10 protein-coding genes are annotated in these 21,616 nt (G+C 75.5%); 4 read left to right on the forward strand and 6 right to left on the reverse strand.

Features of this window, described 5'->3' with window-relative positions:
• Positions 1–13 precede the first annotated feature (13 nt).
• The 6 genes from WMF43_RS04115 to WMF43_RS04140 all read right to left on the reverse strand — a co-directional run bounded on the left by WMF43_RS04115 (position 14) and on the right by WMF43_RS04140 (position 9,340).
• Positions 14–688 (reverse strand): glutathione S-transferase family protein, encoded by a 675-nt coding sequence (locus WMF43_RS04115; RefSeq protein ID WP_437677624.1) that lies wholly within the window; start codon positions 686–688, stop codon positions 14–16.
• Positions 689–756: 68 nt separating this feature from the next.
• Positions 757–1,779 carry an ABC transporter substrate-binding protein gene (locus WMF43_RS04120; RefSeq protein WP_437677625.1) on the reverse strand — a complete coding sequence of 341 codons (1,023 nt, stop codon included), beginning with the start codon at positions 1,777–1,779 and terminating at the stop codon, positions 757–759.
• Between the two features lie 11 nt (positions 1,780–1,790).
• The gene (locus tag WMF43_RS04125; RefSeq protein ID WP_437677626.1) at positions 1,791–2,633 is read right to left on the reverse strand and encodes an ABC transporter ATP-binding protein; all 843 of its coding nucleotides are present in this window, start codon (positions 2,631–2,633) and stop codon (positions 1,791–1,793) included.
• 32 nt (positions 2,634–2,665) lie between these two features.
• The gene (locus tag WMF43_RS04130) at positions 2,666–3,505 is read right to left on the reverse strand and encodes an ABC transporter permease (protein ID WP_437677627.1); all 840 of its coding nucleotides are present in this window, start codon (positions 3,503–3,505) and stop codon (positions 2,666–2,668) included.
• 921 nt (positions 3,506–4,426) lie between these two features.
• Complete coding sequence (locus tag WMF43_RS04135) at positions 4,427–4,915, reverse strand: N-acetyltransferase family protein (RefSeq protein WP_437677628.1); 489 nt, start codon at positions 4,913–4,915, stop codon at positions 4,427–4,429.
• Between the two features lie 48 nt (positions 4,916–4,963).
• Positions 4,964–9,340, reverse strand: coding sequence for a tetratricopeptide repeat protein (locus WMF43_RS04140; protein ID WP_437677629.1), 4,377 nt, complete (start codon positions 9,338–9,340; stop codon positions 4,964–4,966).
• A 357-nt stretch (positions 9,341–9,697) separates the two neighbouring features.
• Between WMF43_RS04140 and WMF43_RS04145 the strand changes: the two genes are divergently transcribed.
• From WMF43_RS04145 to WMF43_RS04160, 4 genes are all read left to right on the forward strand, one after another.
• Positions 9,698–10,288 (forward strand): peptidyl-prolyl cis-trans isomerase, encoded by a 591-nt coding sequence (locus WMF43_RS04145; RefSeq protein ID WP_437677630.1) that lies wholly within the window; start codon positions 9,698–9,700, stop codon positions 10,286–10,288.
• Positions 10,289–10,344: 56 nt separating this feature from the next.
• Positions 10,345–10,641 (forward strand): polyhydroxyalkanoic acid system family protein, encoded by a 297-nt coding sequence (locus tag WMF43_RS04150; protein WP_104977443.1) that lies wholly within the window; start codon positions 10,345–10,347, stop codon positions 10,639–10,641.
• A gap of 317 nt (positions 10,642–10,958) precedes the next feature.
• Positions 10,959–15,692, forward strand: a complete 4,734-nt coding sequence (locus WMF43_RS04155) for a hypothetical protein (protein ID WP_437677631.1) — start codon at positions 10,959–10,961, stop codon at positions 15,690–15,692.
• A complete protein-coding gene (locus WMF43_RS04160; protein ID WP_437677632.1) occupies positions 15,689–21,535 on the forward strand; it encodes a hypothetical protein in 5,847 nt (1,948 codons plus the stop codon). The genes WMF43_RS04155 and WMF43_RS04160 overlap by 4 nt, the downstream gene beginning before the upstream one ends.
• The last annotated feature ends 81 nt before the right edge of the window (positions 21,536–21,616 follow it).

Genomic DNA, 21,616 nt, shown 5'->3' on the forward strand with positions numbered 1-21,616 from the left:
CCCTCGCCGCCGCTCAGGCGGCCGTGGCGGCAGCCGGCTTCACGAACTTCGCGTAACGCTCCACGTAGAACTCGACCGGGTTCGCGATGGCGCGGACCGCCGGGCGCGCCTCTACGGCGTCGATCCAGCCCTTGAGCCGCGTGAGCTCCGCGGGGATGGAGAACCCGCGCAGGCGATCCACCGCGGGCAGCCGCTCGAACCACGGGTAGAAGGACAGATCGACGAGGCTGACCTCGGCGCCGAGCCAGTAGGGCCCGCGCTCCGACGACCTCGCCAGCGCCTCCCGCTCGATGAACGCGAGCACCTCGCCGACCGCCTTGCGCCCCTCCGCCTCCTTCTCCGGCGTCTCGGCCCTGAGCAGCTGCGCGAACGCCGGCACGAGGCGCGTGTTCGCATAATCGATCCAGATCCTCGCCAGGGCGCGCTCGCCCGGCTCCCTCGGCAGGAGCGCGGGATCCGGGAAGACCTCCTCGAGGTACTCGTTGATGATCGCCGACTCCCAGATGCGGTGTCCCTCGTGCTCAATCGCCGGGACCTTGCCGTAGAGCGAGGCGTCGACGAACGCCCGCGGCTTGTTCTGGAGATCCACCTCCGTCAGCTCGAAGTCGATGCCCTTCTCCTGGAGCACGAGCCGGGTGCGGTGCGCGAAGGGGCACGCCTTCGCGCTGTAAAGTCGCAGCTTCGTCATCCTGTCCTCCTTCGTGGCGTCCGTCCGCCACGCGAAACGCTGTCCTGTCGCCCGGGCGGCGGGCGCGCTCAACGCGACGAGATGCGCGCGTTGAAGCGATCGTCGAACACCCTCGAGACCTCGATCCCCTGCGGCAGCAGGCCCTCCTGGAAGAAGGCGTCGGCCATCTCCTGCTGCGCCTTCGCGATCCCGTCGTCGATGGGGACGTACCTAGGCTCGTGGTGCGTGAACATGTCCTGAGCGACCTCGAGAGGCAGCTTGGTCACCTCGGCGAACTTGCGCGCCCACACGTCCTTGTGGTCGTTCGCCCACTCCTGGGCGCGGTTCGAGCGGGTCAGGTAATCTGCGATGGCGGCGGCCTTCCCCGGATCGGCGAGGGCCTTCTCGCTGCTCACCTGGAACTGGAGCGCGTCGGTGAGCCCGGTGCCGTCGAGGAGCTTCACCGCCCCTTGCCGCACGTTGTTGGCCACATGGGGCTCCCAGACCGCCCAGGCGTCGACGTCCCCGTTCGCGAAGGCCGGCTGGGCGTCGTTCGGGTTCATGTACACGGGCACGATGTCCGCCATGCGGAGGCCGTCCCGGCGGAGCGCCGCCAGCAGGAGGTAATGGCCCGAGGAGCCCTTGGCCACCGCCACCTTCTTGCCCTTGAGCTCGCGGAACGCCTTGATGCTCGACCCCTGGGGAACCAGGATCGCCTTGTACTCGGGGCGGTTCCGGCTGACGGCGACGATCCGGATCGGGGCCCCGGCGGCCTGGGCGAAGATCGGCGGCGTGTCCCCGACCGCGCCGATGTCCACCGCGTCGGCGTTGATGGCCTCGAGCAGCGGAGGGCCGGCGGTGAACGTCGCCCACTCGATCGTGTAGGGGATCCCTTCGAGCTGACCCGCCACCTCGAGCCCGCTCTTGACGATGCCCGTCTGCTCCCCGACCCGGAGCGTCACCGTCTTGAGGTCGACGGCGGGCTGGTCGCCGGTCCCGGTCGGAGCGGGCGAGTCCTCCGCCTTCGAGCAGGCGGCCATGAGCAGGGCGAGCAGCGCCGCCGCGGCGTGGCGGAGCGGGGCGCGGAGGTCGACGAGGGCGGCGAGGGACATGGGCCTTCCTTTCAGGAGACGGCAGCAGGCCGCGCGAGCTCTTCGGCGGCGGCGAACGAGGCGGCCGCGGCCGCCCTCGGGGGGCGAGGGGCGGAGTCGCTGCCGTGGGCGTCGTCCGGCTCGTCGCCCTCGACGCCGAGCTCGGCCAGGAGCGCGCTGCGCAGCGCCGCGAACCGGCGCCCGCTGCGCCGCCGCGGCGACGGGAGGTCGACGGCGATGTCCGCGCAGATCGCGCTCCCGGCCTCGGGCGAGGGCTTCGCGAGGACCAGCGCGCGGTCGGCCAGGAGGAGCGCCTCGTCGACGTCGTGCGTGACGAGCAGCACGGCGGGCCGGTGCCGGGCGCAGAGCTCGGCGAGCAAGCTGTGCATGCGGATCCGCGTGAGCGCGTCGAGCGCGCCGAACGGCTCGTCGAGGAGCAGGACCTCGGGCTCGCGGACGAGCGAGCGGGCCAGCGCCGCGCGCTGGGCCTCTCCGCCCGAGAGCGTGAGCGGCCAGGCGTCCGCGTGGTCCGACAGCCCCACCTCCGCGAGCGCGGCGAGCGCGCGCCGCCTCGCCTCGTCCGGCGGGCAGGGGAGGCCCAGCGCGATGTTCCGCCATACCCGCTTCCAGGGGAAGAGCCGCGGCTCCTGGAAGACGACGGCGCGCCGCTCCGGGACCGCGACCTCGCCGCTCGCGTGGACGTCGAGCCCCGCGAGCACCCGCAGCAGCGTGCTCTTTCCGGAGCCGCTCGCGCCGAGCAGCGCGACGAACTCGCCGGCCCGGAGGGTGAGGTCGACGCCGCCGAGCACCGGGCGGGCTCCGAACGTGCGCCGGACGTCGCGGAGGCGCACGGCGGGACCGGATTTCGCGCTCATCGCATGGACCTCCACTCCGTTCTTTCTGGCCCTCACCGGCCGGCGAACACCGCGCGCCAGCCGAGGACGTTGCGCTCGAGCCACCGGACGAACAGGTCGGTGCTGAGCCCGAGCAGCGCGTAGATCACGAGACCCAGAACGATGATGTCGGTCCGCAGGAACTCCCGCGCGTTCGTCATGAGGTAGCCAATTCCGGCGGTCGCGTTGATCTGCTCGCTGATGACCAGCACGAGCCAGGCGACGCCCATCGAGTGGCGCAGCCCGACGAGGGCCGAGGGGAGCGCGCCCGGGAGCACCACGTGAGCGACGAGCCCGAGCCGGCCGAGCCCGAGCGTCGCGGCGGCCTCGACGAGCTTGTTGTCGACGCTGCGGATGCCCGCGTACGTGTTCAGGTAGACGGGGAAGAACGTGCCGAGCGAGACCAGCGCGACCTTCGGCGTCTCCCCGATGCCGAACCAGAGAATGAAGAGCGGCACGAGCGCCAGGACAGGGAGGGTCCTGAGCATCTGAATGGGGGCGTCGAGCACGTCCTCACCGAGCCGGAACAGCCCCGCGACGAGCGCCAGCGTCACCCCGGCGCTCACGCCGAGGGCGAGCCCCCGGCTGACGCGGCCGAGCGACACCCAGAGGTGGCGCGGGAGCTCCCCGCTGGCGAGGAGCTCGAGCCCGGTCTGCGCGACGGTGCTGGGCGACGCGAGCACGCGCGGCGACACGAGGCCGAGCGACGTCACGGCCTGCCACGCGAGCAGCAGCGAGAGGAGGACGAGCACCCTGACCCAGCGGACGTCCCTCCAGGTGCGCCGTGAGGCCCTGTCCTGCGGGCCGGCACCGGCGGCGGTCGCGGTCGCGGTCGTCCATTGTGTCTGCTTCATCTCACGCGCTCGCGCTCCGTCAGCGCTGGAGCAGGTAACGTGCCAGATCGCCATCCCGCGAACGGATCGTCCCCTGCGTTGGTGGGCGCGCGCTTGCTGCGACAGGAGCACGACAGTGCTGGAACCCTGTTGCTGGGGCAGCAGCCCGTGAGCCGCTCGGAGCTTCATCGCTCCTTGTTTGTTGCGATGTCGTCCGCGTGTCCGGACGAGCGCCGGTGAGCTCCGGCGGCGCGCCGAGCGCAGCGACCCGGATCAAGAAAAACATCAAGGCGCCAAGAGGTCCCAGAGACTTGCTTCTCCGGGCGTCCTTGGCGCCTTGGCGGCTCGTATCCTTGCTTGTCCGAGCACAGGTTCAGATCTTCATCGTTCCTCCTCGCGTGCTGCTGGCGCGGACGCCACGGCAAGAGCCGCATTCCTGCGCCGTCTGAACGAATGGCTCCTCTCCTCGATCGTCGTCCTCGAGCGTCGGCGCGGACAGGGCCCTCCCTTGGATGTTTCGGGGGGCACGCGTAGGGTCCAGCCTGACGCTCTCATCGCGGAGGGTATTCCGTTATAGTGGACATGTCAAGGCGCTCAGCATGGCGGCTTACATAGTGAGCGCGGATCTGACCTCTTGGAGATGTAGGTTCGGTGTAGATTCGGTGGCGCGACGGCTGATCGACGCCAGCCTCGCGCACTTGCGTCTCGGGCGGCGGTGGACGACGGGAGGCCAGTACGCTCACCCCCGCGGGCGAGCCCCGGGACACGACCCGCGGGCGAGCCCCGGGACACGACCCGCGGGCGAGCCCCGGGACACGATGCGGTGGGAGCGGACGGCCGCGGAAGGCGTGAATCAGCGCCGGTAAGGCTCGGGCCCCGAGGCGCCGCGCGCGCGATCGAGCGCGTCGCGAGCCGTACAGGAGCGGCTTCGAGAGGCGCCGCTCAGAGCTCGAGCGTCATCTCGATCATCGTGCGGCGGAACCCGAGCCGCTCGAAGAGGCGGTGTGCGGCGGCGTTCTGCGTCGCCGTGTGGAGCACGACGCGCGGCGCGCCCAGGGCGCGCAGGCGCGCGATCGTCGCCTCCAGCAGGGCCGCGCCCGCGCCGAGCCGGCGCGCGGGCTCGGCGACGTAGAGGTCGTGGAGGACGCCGCAGGTGTCGAGGAGGCTGTTCCAGTCGCGCGGCTCCCGGCGGCCGTAGGCGTAGCCGACGAGCTCCGGCTCGGCGCCGGCCTGCTCGGCGACCACGATCGCCGCGCCGGGGTTCGCGAGCTCGCCGGTGAGCCAGCGCTCGTAGCCCGGCTCCAGCGGCTCCAGGCACATGAAGCGGTGAGGATCCAGGGCGTGGTGGAGGCGGACGAGCTGCGCGGCGAAGCGCGCCACCGCGGGCATGTCGGCGCGCGCCGCGGGGCGGACCGTGAGGGATGGGCTCATCCGGCCAACATAACGCGCTCGCCGCTCCTCGATGAGGCGCCGCGCGGCTCAGCGCCCCTTGCCCGCCCCGAGGGCCTCCAGCGCCTGCACCGCGTCCCGCCGGTAGGCGTTGTCCGTCGGCGCCGTCTCGAGGAAGCGCTGGTAGTGGTGGACGGCCTTCTCGCGGCTGTTCGTCGCGCGGAGCGCCTCGGCCAGCAGGAAGTGCGCGTCGAACAGCCACGGCGGGGTCGAGCGCTCCGGCGCCTCGGCCAGCGTGACCGCCTGCTCCAGCTCGGCCGCGGCGCCGGCCCGGTTGCCGCGCGACGCGTAGATCTTGCCGAGCCGGTAGTGCCACTCCGGGATCTTGTCGTTCGACGCGATCGCCTTGCGCCAGGCCTCCTCCGCGGCCGGCCAGTTCCCCTGATCCTGGTAGCAGAGCGCCATCGTGGCGTAGGCCTCGTAGCGCGACGGCCGCTTCTCCAGCGCGGTCTGCAGGTCCACGAGCGCGTCGCGGCTCGCGCCCTGCTTCTGGAGGAGCACGCCGCGCTGCCAGTACGCGTCGCCGAGCTCCGCGTCGAGCTCCAGCGCGCGCCGCAGCGCGACCTCCGCGCGCGCGGTCTGGCCCGTCTCGTTCGCGCCCCAGCCGACATAGAGGTGGTACTCGGCGCGGTTCGGGTCGATCTCGGAGGCGCGCTCCAGGAAGCGCAGCGCCTCGGCCATGTTCGTGCCGCGGACCAGGAGCGCGCGCCCGAGGAAGTGGTTCGCCTCGGCGGAGTTCGGGCGATCCTTGAGCACGTCGCGCAGGATGGGCTCGGCCTGGACCGCGTGGCCCGCCATCACCTGCGTCGAGCCGACGCGCAGCTTCAGATCCACGTCGTTCGGGGCCTTGCGGAGCGCGTCGGCGTACATCTCGAGCGCGCGCTCGCTCTGGCCGGTCTCCTCGAACAGGAGCCCCCGCTCCAGCGCCAGGCCGGGGTAGTCCTTGTCGGCCGCCGCGACCTTGTCGAACAGCCGCGCGGCCTCCTCGAACCGCCGCAGCCGGCGGTACGCCACGCCCAGCTTGAACTGGCTGCCGAGGTCCTCCTCCTTGGCGAGCGCCAGCTCGAGCTCCTGCCGGGCCTCGTCGTACCGCCCGGTCTGGAGCGCGACCTCGGCCTTGGCCTTGTGGAGCGCGGGCAGGTCCGGGAACTTCTGCGTCGCCTCGGAGAGCTTCGCCGCCGCCGCCTCGTTGCGGCCCAGGCTGGACAGCAGCGAGGACAGCGCCACGTACGCGTCGACGATCTCCGGGCGGTTCTCGCTCGACTTCACCGCGTCGAGGTACGCCGCCTCCGCTTCCTTCTTGTTGCCCAGCGCGAGCTCGGTGCGCCCGAGCCAGTAGGCGACCTGCGGGTCGCCCGCGTGGGACTTCTGCAGCCCCTTCAGGAGATCCTTCGCCTCCTTCATGCGCTCCTGCGCCAGCCAGGTCTTCGCCTTGCCGAGGTGCGCGGCCAGGTTCTCGGCGTCGGCGCGGACCGCGGCCTCGAAGCGCGCCTGCGCCTCGGAGTAGCGGCCGGACCGGTAGAGCACCTCGCCGTTGCCGATGAGCGCGCGCACCGCCTGCGGGTCGAGCTTGACCGCGGCCGCGAAGGCCTGCTCGGCCGCGCTCATGCGGGACTTCGCGAGGTGGATGGTGCCGAGCAGCGTGTACGCCTCGACGATCTCGGGATCGCTCGCGGCGGACCGGACCGGGCCCTCGCCCGTGACCTTGCCGAGCAGGTCGAGCGCCTCCTGCTCGCGCCCCGGCGTCGTCCAGACGAGCGACGCGATCAGCGTGCGGGCGCCGACGTGGTTCGGCGACGCCTCGAGCGCAGCCCTCCCGCTCGCCTCGGCGTCGGACCTGTCGCCGGCGAGCAGCTGCGCCCGGGCGAGGCCGAAGAGCGTGCGCGCGCTCCGCTGGAGCTCCGCCGCGCGCTGCCACGCCTCGACCGCCTTGGGGCCGTCCTTCGCGGCGAGCTCGATCTCGGCGGCGAGCGCGGCGACGTCGATGTCGTCCTTGAGCCGGGCGACGAGCGCCTGCACGCCCTGGCGGGCGCGCGGGAGCTGGCCGGTCGCCGCGTCCTGCGCCGCGGCGGCGAGGGCGTGCAGGTCGCCGGGGCGCGAGCTCGCCAGCGCGACCATCTCCCGCCCGAAGGCGTCGTCGACGGTCCGGTGCCCGAAGCGGAGGCTGCGCGCGAAGGCGACGTACCCGGCGTAGGCCATGGTCGGCCGGTGCCGCGGCGCGTTCACGCGCGCGGCCTTCGCGTCGTTCAGCGCCGCGCTCACGGCCGAGGCGGTGTCCTCGGCGAAGGCGGCCTGCGATCGCTTCCGGAGGTCCGCGAGCGCCGCCTCGTGCGCGAAGGCGTTGAGCCGATCGCTGACGAGGTTCACGCCGAAGGCGCCGACGTCCGGGACCAGCGCGAGCGCGCCGCCCGCGACGGCCGCGACGGCGAGCGACGCGACGACGTAGCGCTTGATCTTCGACTTCTGCTGCGGCGCCTCCTCGGCCTGCGCGGGCTTCTCGGCCTGCGCCCCCGGTCCGGCGCCGAGGTCGCCGATCTCGGTGCCGGCGCCGGTGAGGTCGACCTCGTCCCCGACGCTCGGGGCTCGCTCGCCGAGCTCGATGCCCCGTTCCTCGAGCTCCGCGGGCGCCTGCGTGAAGTTCGCGGAGCGGTCGGACGGATCGTACGCGGCGGACGCGGCGCCCGGGGCGAGCTGCGTCGCGGCCTCGCCGAGCGCGATCTCGTCGCCGAAGTCGCCGAAGTCGCCGAAGTCGGCCTCGGTCTTCGCGCCGCCGCTGCTCGGGGGCTCGGGCACCGCCGGGGCGGGCGCCGTCGGCGGGAGCGGGCGCGGCCCGGGGGCCTGGAACGCGGCGCCCACGCGCGAGTCGTCGTAGTCCGGCGGGGCCTCGTCGAAGAGCTCGGCGCCGACGATGGTGCCCGGGCCCGCGGGCGCGGCCGCGGGCAGGCCGGGCCCGGTCGTCTTCGTGGGGAGCGCGGGCCCCGTCGCCTTCGTGGGGAAACCTGCCGCCGCGGGGGCGGGGAAGCCGGCGGGCGCGGGGGCGGGGAAGCCGGCGGGCGCCGGGGCGGGATAACCTGCCGCCGCGGGGGCGGGGAAGCCGGCGGGCGCCGGGGCGGGGAGGCCCGCCGCGGTCACCGCCGGGAGCCCGGCGCGGACCGGCGAGGGCAGCGGCGCCGAGGCCGGCACCGGCAGCCCCGTGCCGGACAGCGGGGCGGGCATGCCGACGATGCCCGGGACCGAGGTCGGCAGGTCGCTGGCGACGATGGGCAGATCGTTCGACGACGGCGAGGGCAGCTCGACATCGCCGTCGCCCTCGAGCGGCAGCTCGAGCTCGCCGAAGCCGAACGCCATGGCGCTGCCGCTCTGGCGCTGCGGCGGAGCCGGGGGCGGGTCGTCGTCGAGGTCTCCGAAATCGTACTCGGGGACCACGCGAGGGGACGCGACGTCCCCCATCCCGAGCGTACGCCCGCGGCCGAGCGGCTGCGTCGTGGCGCTCGGGCCCCGGCCGCTTGGCTCCGGGGCGCGCGCGCCGAACCCGGCGTCTCGCGCGCCGAACCCGGCGTCTCGCGCGCCGAACCCGGCGTCTCGCGCGCCGAACCCGGCGTCTCGCGCGGGCTCCGGGGCGCGCGCGCCGAACCCGGCGTCGCGCCCGTCGAACCCGAGCGTGCGCCGGCTGCTGGGAGGGAGCGCCTCGGGCCGCGCCGGCAGGTCGGCCTCGGCGAACGCCGACGGCGTCGCCGGCGCGGTGCGGGAATCGGCGCGCGATCGCGCGGGGGACGCCGGCGGTGCCGCGGGCACATTGCCGTAAACGACCGGGAGATCGCTCGGATCGAGCCCTTGCATCTCCTCCGCGTCGGCGGGGCTCGGCAGCTCCACCATGAGATCGATCTCGCCGAAGCCGCGCCGCTGCGGCACGGTCTTGGCGTTGCGCCGGTCCGCGGAGGAGGGGCGATCGGGCACGTCGGGCAAGCCGATCTCGCCGAAGACCTCCGGCCCCGGCGGCTCCGGGCGCGGCGCGGGCGGTGCGGGCGGCGCGACCGGCTCGCGCCGCGGCGGCGCCGCCGCCGGGCGCCGTGGGGGAGCGACCGCGGGGAACGCGACGTCCGGGGCCGCGACGGGCAGGTCGGCGTCCTCGTGTGATGCCGGCGCGGCCCGCTCCGAGAGCTGGAAGCCCTCCGCACCAGCCCTCGGCGCAGGCGCTGCCGCGGGCGCAGGCGTCGCCGCGCGCGCAGGCGCCGCGGGTACAGGCGCCGCAGGCGCAGGCGCCGCCACCAAGCGCGAGCTTCCGTCCCTCGTCACCAGCAGGCTCGTGCCGCACTTCGGGCAGCGCATCCTGAGCCCCGCAGGGGGAACGCGCCTCTCGTCGACCTGGTACGGCGATCTACATCCGTCGCACTCGACCTTGATCATGCTCCCCGACCCAATGCGGGCGCCTGCGAGTGCCTCCGCATGCGCCACCACGCTCGTTCGGCCCGCGAAAGGCCGGGATGCCCCGACATCCGCTCTCCTTACTAGCAGGGCTTGTGGTCCTTGGATCGCCTCTTCTACGCGCCCTCTTCAAATCGGCGACTTCCTCGACGCCCCCGCCTCTCCTTCCTCCCCCTCTCCTCTTCCCTGCCCCTGTTCCCTGCCCCTGTTCCCTGCCCCTGCGCATCCCGCGTGCCCTGGCTCGCAGAGCGGCGGGACACACGCCGGAGATCAGGTGAGGCCGGATCTATCGAGGCCTCGCCAAGCGTCCTCCACCTGTGCTAACGCGCTGCCGCCCACATGCAGCGGTCGACGGCGCTCATTTACACGCTCTTCTTTGCGGGCGCGGTCGCGTTCGTCCTCGCGAACATCGGCCCGAAGGGGCCAGGCGCGGCCGTCGCGCCCTCCGACGCCGGCGCCGACGCCGACGCGGACGCCGGCCCGCCTGCGGCGCTGGACGACGGCGACGCGGGGCCCGACGCCGGCGGGGACGGCCTCCCGGGCAGCGCCGCGGAGCCCGCGGGGCGGTCCGACGCGGGCGTGACGCTCCTCTCGGGAGAGGCTCCGCCCGGGCTGCCCGCCGAGGCGCCGAAGCGCGTGCGCTTCGGCGTGGTGCTGGTGCAGTACCGGGGCGCGCAGGGCGCGCCGCCGACCGCGCGCTCCCGGGACGCCGCCCTGGGGCTCGCCAAGGAGCTCGCCGAGCTGGCCAAGACGGACTTCAAGGCCGCCATCGACAAGGGCGACAAGGGCTCGACCGACGACCTCGGCTACATCCCGCGCGGCGTGCTCGAGCCGGCGCCCGAGTACGAGCTGTTCAGCCTCCCCAAGGGCGGCGTGAGCGGCCCGGTCGACACGCCGCGCGGCTTTTGGATCGCGCGGCGGATCGAGTAAGAAGGCGTACTGCGCGCGGCGCGTCGCCGCGGGCACGAACGAGTTGGAGACACCGTATGGCGACCATCGACATCCGCCGGCCGCACTCGCTGGACAAGGAAGAAGCCAAGAAGCGGGCGGAAGAGCTCGCGCGGGGCATGGAGGACAAGCTCGGCATCCACTGGCGCTGGGACGGCGATCTCATCCGCTTCGAGGCCCCGAGCGGCGCCGCGAAGGGGACGAAGGGCGTCGTGCGCGTCGAGGCGTCGGCGGTCCAGGTGGAGATCGATCTGCCGTTCCTCCTGAAGGCGATGAAGGGCACGGTCGAGTCGAAGGTCAACGAGAAGCTCTCGGCCGTGCTCGGCAAGGCCTAGCCGCGACGCGCGGCGGGTCGTAGCCCGCGACGCGCGGAGAACCCAGCTGCGACCCTCGGCCAGGCTTGGCCACGCCCGTCGGCCAGGCCTGGCCGCGGCGCTCGAGCAGGCCTGGCCGCGGCGCTCGGCCAGGTTTGGCTGCGACGCTCGTGGTGCTCGCGGTTGCCCCGAGCGCGCCACCTGCCCGGCGAGCTTTACTCCGCGCGCTTCGTTTCGCTACTCTCCGCCAGCGTCATGCGTTGCGCACATACAAGACCCTGTCCGGAGGCGTAGCGAGCGAGATGACGGTCCAGGCACCCGAGGGTCACGCGGAGAGCATGACGGCCCTGATAGCGCGGCTTCGTGCGGAGCAGGGGGATCAACCGGAGCGACAGCTCCAGGCGCTGCTGCTGCACGAGCTCGGCGCGCTCGAGGAGGCGATGGGCGAGGAGCCCACCGCGGCGCGCGATTACCTCGCCGCGTTCAACGCGGATCCGCAGTTCCGCGAGCCGCTCGAGGCGCTCGTCCGCATCCTCACCCGGCGCAAGTCGATCAAGAACCTCGGCAAGCTGCTCGACGCGCTCACGCGCGCCGCGGCCACGCCGGAGGAGCGGGCGCGCGCGTTCTGGGAGCGGGCGGCGTACCTCCAGGACCACGAGCAGAACCTCTCGGCGGCCAAGGAGGCGCTCGAGGAGGCCGCGCTCAGCAACCCCGAGGACGCGACGCCGTGGCTCGAGCTCGAGCTCATCGCGGCCAAGGAGGGGGACCTCGCCGGCCGGATGCGCGCCATCGAGGCCCGCGCGGAGCTCGCGACCGACCCAACGTGGAAGGGGCTGCTCTTCATCGAGCTCGCCGACCTCGCGGCGGCGACCGAGAACGTCGAGCGCGCCTACGAGCTGCTCGACGCGGCCGCGGCGCTGGAGGGGCGGGCGCGCTTCAAGTCGCAGCTCGCGCTCGAGGCCATCGCCCGGCGCGAGGAGGACCTCGGGGCCCTCGCGCGCGCCCTCGAGGGGCAGGCCGAGCTCATCGCCGACGCGATCGACGACGACGCGAGCGGCGACGCGAACGGCGTCCCGCGGTACATGCGCCGCCCCGAGTACGCGGCCGACGCCTGGCTCCGCGCGGCCGAGCTGACGCAGCGCGCGGGCACCGGCGGCTTCGCGTCGCTGCTCGAGCGCGCCGCGGAGCGGCTGCCCGAGTCGGCGCTGCTCGTGCGGGCGCGCATCGCCGCGCTCGAGGCCGCCGGCGAGGCCGAGGCGGCCGCCAGCCTGGCCAAGCAGGAGATCGCGCGCGGCGCGAGCGGGCCCGGCGCGGCGGCGCTGTGGCTGCGCGTCGCCGAGGCGGCGGCGCTGGCGAGCGATCGCGAGGCCGCGCTCGCGGCCCTGCGGAGCGCGCTCGCGGCCGATCCGCAGTGCGTCCCGGCGCGCGCCCTGGAGATCGACCTGCTCGGCGACGGGCAGGATCCGGCCGCCTTCGCGGCCTCGCTCGAGGCGACCGCCGCGTCGTTCGGCGGCGACGAGGCGCGCGGGCGCGCGCTGCTCCTCGCGGCCTACGTCTGGGCGGTGCGGACCGACGACGTCGGCGCGGCGAAGGCGGCGCTCGCGCAGGCGGGCCAGGCCGGCGTCGACCCGGGCGTGCTCGCGCGGTTCGGGCGGTCTTTCGCGGCGCTCCGCGGCGACGCGGCCTGGTACGAGGAGTCGACGAAGCGGCTGCTCTCGACCGGCGTCGACCCGGGCGAGCAGGCGAGCCTGTGGTTCGAGATCGGCCGGAGCCGCCTGCTCCGCGGCGACGCGGACGGCGCCGAGGGCGCCTTCGCCGAGCTCGCCGCCGCCGGCGCGGACGGCGGCGCCGCGCCGAACGCGTGGCTCGGCCGCGCGCTCGGCGCGTTCGCGGTCGACCTCGTCCGGGGCCGGCGCGAGCGCGGCGACGAGCCCGGTGCCCCCGGCCCGCGGCGCTCGCCGACCGTGATCGAGGCGCTGGCCGAGGTCGAGGGCGAGGAGACCGCGCGCGGCCTCTGGCTCGTCGCGGCCCTGCGCAGCGCGCGCGGCGGCGAGATCGATCGCGCGCGGAGCCGGCTCCGCGCGCTCTTCGAGCGATCCGCGGCCGACGAGGTCGTCGCGGTGTTCCTGGCCGAGCTGGATCGGCGCGCGGGGAGCCCCGCCGCCGCGGCCGCGACGCTCTCGACCTGCGCCGCGGCGACCGACGACGGCGATCTCTCGGCGGCGCTGCACATCGAGGCGGCGATCCTGCTCTGGCGCGCCGGCGAGCGCGGGCGCGCCGTCGAGGAGCTCGAGGCGGCGCGCGGCAAGGCGCCCCGCGCGGGCGCGACGGCGCTCACCTGGGCGCTCCGCGGCCACGAGGCCGACGACCTCCAGGGCCGCCGCCGCGCGCTCGAGGTGGCGGGCGAGGCGGGCGAGGATCCGGCGACGCTCGCGCTCTCGCGGTTCGGCCTCGAGGTCGGCGCGACCGAGGGCGACGCGGACGAGGCGCTCGCGATGCTCGAGGCGCTCGAGTCGCAGGCGACCGAGGACCTCGCCCTGGCCGCGGCGCTCGGGCGGCTGCTCTGGCAGCCGGCCCTCGCGGACCGGGGCGCGGTCGAGCGCGCGCTCGACCTCATCGACGCCCACGGCGACGGCGCCGCGTCCATCGCGCACGCCGAGCGCTTCCGCATCGCGCGCACCCTGGATCAGGACCGCGCGCTCACCGCGTCGCGCGCCGCCGCGTGGGCCGCGGCCGATCCGAGCCTCCACGCCGAGCTCGAGTGGCTCGGCGCGGCGCTCGGCGCCGAGGACCGCGAGGCGGAGGTCGCCGCGCTGAGCGCCATGGCGCGGCACCTCGAGGGCGAGGCCCGCGCGGCGCTCGAGGCGTCGGCCGCGATCGTCGGCGCGCTCGACCAGCCGAACCTGCCGCGGCCGTTCCTCTCGGGCGAGTTCGCGCCCGCGCAGCTCGCGAACCTCGAGCTCGCGCTGCCCGGCTGCGACCCGCGGCGGCGCGCGGCGGCCCTGCACGGCCTCGGCGACGTGCTCGGCGAGGACGCGCAGCTCAGCGCGATCGGCCTCGCGGCCTGGTCGGACTTCGCGGCCGGCGATCACGAGCGGGCGCTCGCCTCGTTCCGCGCGGTGGTCGAGCGGAGGCCCGACGACCTCGCCGCCTGGGAGGGCGTGCGCGCGGCCTCGGAGGCGCTCCGCGATCCGGTCTCGACCGCGCTCGCCTCGGCGCAGCTCGGGGCGCTGTGCAAGGACGACGCGCGCGGCGCGGAGTTCTGGGAGAGCGCCGGCCTCCTGCTCCTCCAGCACACCGAGGCCCACGACGACGCGGAGATCGCATTCGATCGCGCCTTCGCGCGCGACCCGCGGCGCGGCGTCGCCTTCGACCGGCTGTTCCGCCGGGTCCGGGCGCGCAACGAGGACGATCGGCTGCTCGACATCATCGAGCGGCGGCTCGGCGTGGCGGACAACGACCTCGAGATCTGCAAGCTGTTCTGGGAGCGCGCGCGCGTGCTCCGCAAGAAGGGCAAGCTCGAGGACGCGCTCGCCGCGCTCGAGAACGTGACGCTGCTCGAGCCGGACCACATCGGCGCGCTGGCGCTGTCGGCGGACATCTCGAAGGCGCAGGGCGACCTCGGCCAGGCCGCGGCCTTCTACGCCGAGCTCGCGCGCGTCGCGAAGGCGCCCGCGGAGCAGCGCCTCATGTCGGGGATCACGGCGGTCGACGCGTACGAGAAGCTGGGCGAGCACGACAAGGCGCTCGAGGTGCTGGTCAGCCTGCACCGGGCCGGGCTGTCGACGCTCTCCGTCCGCGAGCGCCTCGTCCGGGTCGCCGCCCGGGTCGGCGCCTGGGACGAGGCCACGCGCCTGCTCGAGGAGCTCATGGTCGAGCGCGACACCTCCGAGGGGAGGATCGAGGCGGCGCGGCTCGCGATGGCGATCTACCGGGACCGGCTCCGCGCGCCGCTCCGCGCGGAGCGGGCGGTCGCGAAGCTGCTCGACGAGGCGCCGGACGACGGCGAGGCGATCGATCTCGTGCTCACGACGAGCTACGAGCCAGCGTTCCGCACCCGCGTGCTCGGCCGCGCCAAGTCGACGCTGATCCAGGCGCTCGCGGCGAACCCGTGCGACGCGGACCGGGTCGGGCTGCTCGCGAAGATCGCCGGCGCCGGCCAGGACGCGGCGCTCCGCCAGGCCACGCTGGGCGCGCTCGTCGCGCTCGGGCGCAGCGACGAGAGCATCTCCGCGGAGCTCAGGCGCATCGACGGCCGCGTCCCGGCGCGGCCGCAGATCGCGCTCGACGCGGTCGCCATGGCCGAGATCGCCGATCCGCTCGACACCGGGCCGGTCGGCGAGCTGTTCGCGAAGATGGCCGAGACGATCTGCATGGCGCTCGGCCCCTCGCTCGTGTCGCTCGGCGTGGGCAAGAAGGACCGCATCGAGGCGCGCGGCGGCCACCCGCTGCGCGTCGCCGTCGCCGAGTGGATGGGCGCGCTCAGCTTCGAGACGGACTTCGAGCTCTACGTCGGCGGCCCGAGCCCGCGCGGGGCGACGGGCGTCTACGGCCAGCTGCCGGCGCTCGTGCTCGGCCCCGAGATCACGACCCCGCTCGACGCCGCCGCGCGCTCGGCGATCGCGCGCGAGGCGTTCGCGCTGCGCCGGGGCATCTCGTCGCTCCGGACCCGGGACGACAACACCGTCGCCTCGCTCGTCGCGGCGGCGTGCATCGAGGCGGGCCTCTCGGTCCCGCAGCCGCCCTACGCCGTCTTCGGCGAGGTCTCGCGCGCCATCCACAAGGAGATGTCGCGCGCGACCCGGAAGGCCATCCAGGACGTGTGCCAGCGCATCGTCGCGAGCCACCAGGACCCGCACCGCTGGGCGCAGGCCGCGCGCCGGAGCATCGACCGCATGGCCGTCATCGCCGCCGGCGACGTCTCCCTGGTCCTCTCGGACATCCTCGGCGCCCCGCGCGACCAGCTCGGCAGCGCCGTCGCCGAAAGCGAGCGGGCGCGCCAGCTGATCGCGTTCGTCCTGTCGCAGAGCTACCTCGAGCTTCGCAGGAAGCTCGGGATGGGGGTCCGGTGAGCAAGAATCCGCAATCGAAGAGCGCTCCTTCCGGCGGCGACGAGGGCACTCCGTCGCAGGAGAAGATCACGGTCCCCCCGCCGGCGATGTACGGCGCGGCGGTCTCGGAGGCCGACGTCGAGGAGGCCACGCTCCTCGCCAAGATCCCCGACGAGCTCATCCAGTCGATCCGCGGCGCCGAAGATCGCGAGGGCGAGCGCGCGGGCGAGGGCGGCCTGAAGCAGCTGTTCTCCCGCGAGCCGGTGCCCGTGCCGACGAGGCCCGCGCAGAGCGCTGGGGAGAGCGACGCGCTGCTCGACATGCTGTTCGAGGATCAGCGCGCCGACGCCGACGCCGACGACGGCGTCGTGACCTCGGCGCCCGCGCTGCCCGGGGCGCGCCGGACGACGGCGTCGACGCCGATCGCCCCGCCGCGGCCCCCGGCGTCGACGCCCATCGCGCCGCCGCGGCCGCCGTCGTCGGCGCCCGTCGCGGCGCCGCCGCGGCCGCCGTCGCTGCCCCGGCCCGCGAGCCCGCCCCGCTCGGGCAAGCCGGCCGAGGTGGCGAGGGCGCTCGGCCCGGAGAGCACCCCGAGCGCCAGGACGCCGAACGCCCCGCCGCCGGCCTCGTCCGCGAGGCTCTCGGCGCCGCGCCTGCCGACCCCTGCCGTCGCGCCGCCGCCGCTCCCGCCGTCGGTGAGGGCACAGGAGGAGCTGCACGAAGAGGACACGCCGGGCGATCGCGCGACGCCCATCCCCGACGGCGGCGACTCCCCGTTCGAGTTCGCGCCGCCGAGCGTGAGCGGCGGGCCCGCGGAGGCGACGGGCCTCCAGGGCGACGAGACGCCCGCCCTCTACGACGAGGACACGGCGGGCTTCGACGGCGAGAAGACGAGGGCCGTCGACGACCGCGCCGCCACGTCGCGGCCGTCCGCCGGCGGGGCGCCGTCCGCCGCCGTCGTCGATCGCTGGGATCAGGCCGCGATCGAGAGCGACCCGGGCGAGCTCGTCGACGAGTCCACGCTGATCGACGAGGAGACCGAGTCCGAGCTCGCGCAGACGCGCATCGCCGACCGGCCGCTGTCGACCCGCGCGGTCGTCCCCCCCCGCGCGGCCGAGAGCCTCCCGCCGCTGCCGTCGATCCCGCCGCCCGCGTCGGTCTTCAACAACGAGCAGGACGCGAGCGCGATCCTCGTCCAGTCGCAGCAGCGCGACGCCTGGGCGGCGCGCGCCGCGTGGCTCCGCGCCGAGGCGGAGCTCATCGAGGACCCGGCGGCCCGGGCGCGCGCGCTCCTCCCCGTCGCCGAGCTCTTCGTGATGGCCGGCGAGGACGCGACCGCGCGCGCCGTCGCCGCCGAGGCGCGCGACCTCGCCCCGGGCCTGATCTTCGCGCACCGCCAGCTCCGCGGGCTCCTGATGCGCGAGGGGGACATGCTCGCCACGCTCGAGGCGATGGAGAGCGAGACGCGCATCCTCGGCGCGCCCGCGGCGCGCTGCCACAACCTGGCGCTCGGCGCCGAGATCTCCCGCATCGCGCTCGCGGATCCCGAGGGCGCGCACAAGCGCCTGGAGCTCGCGGCCCGGACCCACCCCGCCGACCCGCGCCCGCACGTCCAGCGCTTCTGCGAGGCGCTCGCGGCGCCCGACGCGGACGCGGCGGCCTCCGCGACGATCGCGAAGTTCCGCCTGCCGGACGCGCCCGAGCTCGCGCCGCTCGGCGCGGCGTGCGCCCAGGTGGCCGCGCACCGCGGCGCGCCGGCGCGCCGCGCGCGCGCCGCGCCGGCCACGCCGTACGAGGCGCTGCTCCGCGCCCGCGCGCTGCTCCAGGCCGGCGAGCTGGCCGAGGGCATCGCGAGCCTCGAGCCCCTCCGCGGCACCTCGCTCGCGCCGGCGGCCGCGTGGCTCACCGCCGCGCTGGGCGCCGCGCGCAAGGAGACCCGCCCGGCGGCGCTCGGCGCGCTCCGCGGCGTCCTCTCCGGCTCGCACGGCGCGAAGGCGCGCCGCGCCCTCGCCGCGCAGGCGATCGAGCTCGGCGACGCCGCGGCCGCACGCGCCGCGATGTTCGAGGCCGACGAGGCGGGCGAGGCGTTCTCGCCGGCCGACCGCGTCGTCCTCTCGGCGCTCGCCGGCGGCTCCGCGGAGGAGGTCGAGCCCTGGCTCGACGTCATCGACGGCGATCCGGAGTTCGCGCCGCTCTGCGCCGCGGCGAGCGCGGCCCTGAGCGACCCCCGAGGCTCGAGCGACGGGGAGCCGGCCGACGGCGCGAGGCCGCGCCGCATCGTGCGCTCCCTCGGCGGCCCGAGCGCCCGCGCCGCCGCGGGCCTCGGCCGCGCGCTCTCCCGCGACGCCATCCCGGCCGAGGGCGGGCTCGACGCGAGCGACGCGTTCTCCCGCGCGGTGCTCACGTACGGCGACAACGCGCCCGAGAGCCCGCTGTTCCGGGCGCTCGCGATCGAGCTCGACCTCGACGGCGATCGCGGCGCCCGCGTCGCCAGGGCCGTGGCCGCGCTGCGCGAGGCCGCGTCCGAGCGCGACAGCGCGCTCGCCGCCGCCGTGCTCGCGGAGGCCGCGGGGGATCAGCGGGCGGCGATGAGCGATCTCGATCGCGCGCGCGCCGCCGATCCGCAGCACGAGGGCGCCGCGCGCGCCCGCGCGGCGCAGGAGAGCGGCGTGGGCGCGGCCCGCATCCTCGCGGAGCACGCGCTCGCGCTCGAGGAGGGGCCGCGCGCCGCGGTGCTCGTCACGGAGGCGGCGATCCGCCTGCTCGACGGCGGCGACAACGACGAGGGCGAGCGCCTGCTCGCGCGCGCCGCGCAGCTCGACGCGAAGCTCCCGATCGCGCTCCACCTCGGCGAGCGGAGCGCGCGCGCCCGCGTGGATCGCGAGGGCCTCCTCGAGTGGCTCCGGATCCGCCGCGAGAGCGCGTCCGACCCGCTGGAGCGCTCCCACGACCTCGTCCGGGAGGCGCTGCTCGTCGCCGAGACGGACCCCGGCGCGGCCGCGTCGCTCCTCGAGGCGGCGCACCGCTCGCGCCCGCAGGACGTCGGCCTGCGCGAGCTCTTCGAGCGGCTCGCGCCGGAGCCCCCGCCCGACCGCGCCGCCTGGCGCGCCGAACGCGCGTCCGAGGTGATGCGCGCCCGCCACCGCGCCGCGAGCGAGCCGGGCGCGACCGAGGGAGGCCGGGACGCGGCCGGCGTCGAGGCCGCTCGCCTCGCGCTCGAGGCGGCCCTCGAGTACGAGCGCGCCGGCGATCTGGAGCAGGCCGCCGCGTGCGCCCGGCAGGCGGTCGCCGCGGGCGACACGGCGCTCGCGCCGATCGCCGTCCACCGCGCGGCCGTCGCCGGCCACGGCGCCGGCGAGATCGTCGACGCCCTGATCCCGCGCGCGCGGGAGGCCGCGGATCCGGCGGAGCGCCTCGAGATCTACGAGCGCCTCGCCGAGCTCGACGAGCTCGGGCGCAGGGACGCCGGCAGCGCGCTGCTCTGGCGCCGCTCGATCCTCGAGGAGACGCCGCACCACCTGCCGACGCTCCGCAGGGTCGCCTCCTACCTGATCAGCGAGGGGCGCGACGAGGAGCTCGAGCCGATCGCCCTCGAGGTCGCGCGCGTCCTCGACGGCCCGGAGGCGATCGCGCACGCGCTGCTCGCCGCGCGGCTCCGCCTGCGCGTGCTCCCGTGGGAGGAGACGCTCGAGCCGGTGCGGATCGCGTACCGGAACGAGCCGCGGGGCATCTGGTCGCTGCGCCAGATGGCCGCCCACGCGCGCGCGAAGGGGGACCACGCCCTCGCGATCGAGGCGGATCGCCAGCTCATCGAGCGCACCGACCGCCCGTCCGAGGCGGCCGCCCTGTCCGTGCGCGCGGCCAAGGACGCGCTCCTCGCCGGATCCATCGAGGACGCGGTGGCGTTCTTCCGGCACGCGATCACGCTCGTCCCGCACTACCTCGTCGCGCACCTCGATCTCGCCGACGCGCTCGAGCGCGGCGGCGACGCGGCGGCCGCCGCCGCGGCGCTCGAGTCGGCGGCGGGCGCCAGCGTCGGCTCCGAGGGGCGGGCGCACTCGCTCTACGCCGCGGCCGTCCTCTGGCAGGACAAGGTCCAGAACGCCGCGCGCGCCCGCGACGTCCTCGAGGCGGTCGCCACGGTCGACCCGTCGTACGCCGACGTCTTCTCGCGCCTCAAGGCGATCTACATCGCCGAGGGCGCGCGCGCCGAGCTGGCCTCGCTGCTCGAGCGCCGCCTCGACGCGGTGACCGATCCGGCCGAGCGCGTCGAGATGGAGGTCCTCCGCGGCCGCGCGCTGGCCGACGTCGGCGACGCGGGCGCCGCCAAGCGGGCGCTCGCCGCCGCGCTCGACGCCAACCCCGATCACGTCGAGGCCCTGTCCGCCTTCGCCGACGTCTGCGCCGGCGAGGGCGACTGGACCGGCGCCGAGCAGGCGTGGATCCGCCTCGCGCGCCTCGTGCCCGATCCGGCGAGGCAGGTCGCGATCTACCTCCGCCTCGGCGAGCTCTACGACGAGCACCTGCCGAACGCGGAGCGGGCCGAGCTCGCCTACCAGGAGATCCTGAAGCGCTCGCCGGGCGACGTGAGCGCGCGCGAGCGCCTCGTCGCGCTGTACAAGCGCGCCGGCGACGGCGCCCGCGCGCTCGAGCAGCAGAACCTCCTCATCAACGCCGCGGAGACGCCCGAGCAGAAGTGCCGCCGCACCGCGGAGCTCGCCGAGATCTACGAAGCGATGGGGGACGCGAAGAAGGCCGAGGCCACGCTGCTCACGGCCCGCAAGACGTGGCCGAAGGACGACTTCGCGCTCGGCGCGCTGGCCCGCTACTACCAGCGGACCGAGCAGGCCTCGGCGGCCAACGTCCTGCTCGATCGCGCCCTCGCCGACGCGCGCCGCGCGCTCAACACCGGCCGCTTCGAGCCGTACCTGTTCGCGACGGTCGCCACGGTGGCGGAGCTCCGCGGCCGCGCCTCCGCGTCGAGCGTCGCGCGCGCCACGGTCGCCGCGCTCGACGGCCGCGACGCCGCCATGGGCGGGGCGGGCAACGCCGCCGGCGCGGCCCGCCTGGACAGCCACCTCGCGCCGGAGCTCATGACCCCGGCGTTCCGGGAGCTCCTGCTGAAGACCGGCCCGCTGCTCGACACCGCGGTGCCGTTCGACCTCGACTCGATCCGCGCGACGCCGCTGCCGCCGCACCACGCCGACATCACCGACCTCGCCCGGGGCGTCGGCGCGGCGTACGGCCTGCCCAACCTGCAGGTCTACATGACGAGCGCGCTCGGCGCGGTCTGCGTCCCGGCGTCCACGAGCCCGCCGAGGATCGTCCTCGGCCAGTCGCTCGTGACCTCGCCGCGCGAGGACGTCCGGCTCTACCTCATCCACCGCGCCGTCAAGATCCTGCAGACGAACGGCTCCGCGTTCTCCCGGACGGCGCCGATCGACCTCTGGCCGCTGCTCGCCGCCTACCTGAGGGCGTTCTCCCCCTCCTGGACGCCGCAGGGCGCCGACGCCGCGCGCCTCAACGACTACCAGGGCCGCATCAGCCGGGCCATGGCGGGCGGCCCGGATCCGAAGCTGGGCGTGCTGGCGGCCGACGTCATCGGCACGATCGGCAACCGCGCGTCGACGCTCAACACGGCGATCAACGGCTGGGGCAACCGCGCCGCGTTCCTGGCGGTCGGCGATCTCAACATTGCCCTCACCGGCATCGCCTGGTCGGGCGGCCACACGAACGCGCCGCCGGCATCGGGCAAGGAGCGCATCACCTGGATCGGGCGCAACGCGGAAGCGCGCGATCTCATCGTCTTCGCGGTGAGCGACGGCCTGGCCGAGGCGCGGGAGCAGCTCGGGTTCAACGAGTGACGGCGGGCGGGGCTGCACGAGCGCTCGCGCGCTCGCGCGCTCCTGCGCTCGTCAAGGCGCGCCGTCGCGTTATGTTGTCCG

The organism is Sorangium sp. So ce131, from assembly GCF_051519095.1.
GTDB lineage: Bacteria > Myxococcota_A > Polyangia > Polyangiales > Polyangiaceae > Sorangium.

Bases quoted from the DNA above. Each gene is read 5' to 3' on its own strand.
- WMF43_RS04115 (WP_437677624.1), bottom strand. From the start codon at position 688: ATGACGAAGCTGCGACTTTACAGCGCGAAGGCGTGCCCCTTCGCGCAC.
- WMF43_RS04120 (WP_437677625.1), bottom strand. From the start codon at position 1,779: ATGTCCCTCGCCGCCCTCGTCGACCTCCGCGCCCCGCTCCGCCACGCC.
- WMF43_RS04125 (WP_437677626.1), bottom strand. From the start codon at position 2,633: ATGAGCGCGAAATCCGGTCCCGCCGTGCGCCTCCGCGACGTCCGGCGC.
- WMF43_RS04130 (WP_437677627.1), bottom strand. From the start codon at position 3,505: ATGAAGCAGACACAATGGACGACCGCGACCGCGACCGCCGCCGGTGCC.
- WMF43_RS04135 (WP_437677628.1), bottom strand. From the start codon at position 4,915: ATGAGCCCATCCCTCACGGTCCGCCCCGCGGCGCGCGCCGACATGCCC.
- WMF43_RS04140 (WP_437677629.1), bottom strand. From the start codon at position 9,340: ATGATCAAGGTCGAGTGCGACGGATGTAGATCGCCGTACCAGGTCGAC.
- WMF43_RS04145 (WP_437677630.1), top strand. From the start codon at position 9,698: ATGCAGCGGTCGACGGCGCTCATTTACACGCTCTTCTTTGCGGGCGCG.
- WMF43_RS04150 (WP_104977443.1), top strand. From the start codon at position 10,345: ATGGCGACCATCGACATCCGCCGGCCGCACTCGCTGGACAAGGAAGAA.
- WMF43_RS04155 (WP_437677631.1), top strand. From the start codon at position 10,959: ATGACGGCCCTGATAGCGCGGCTTCGTGCGGAGCAGGGGGATCAACCG.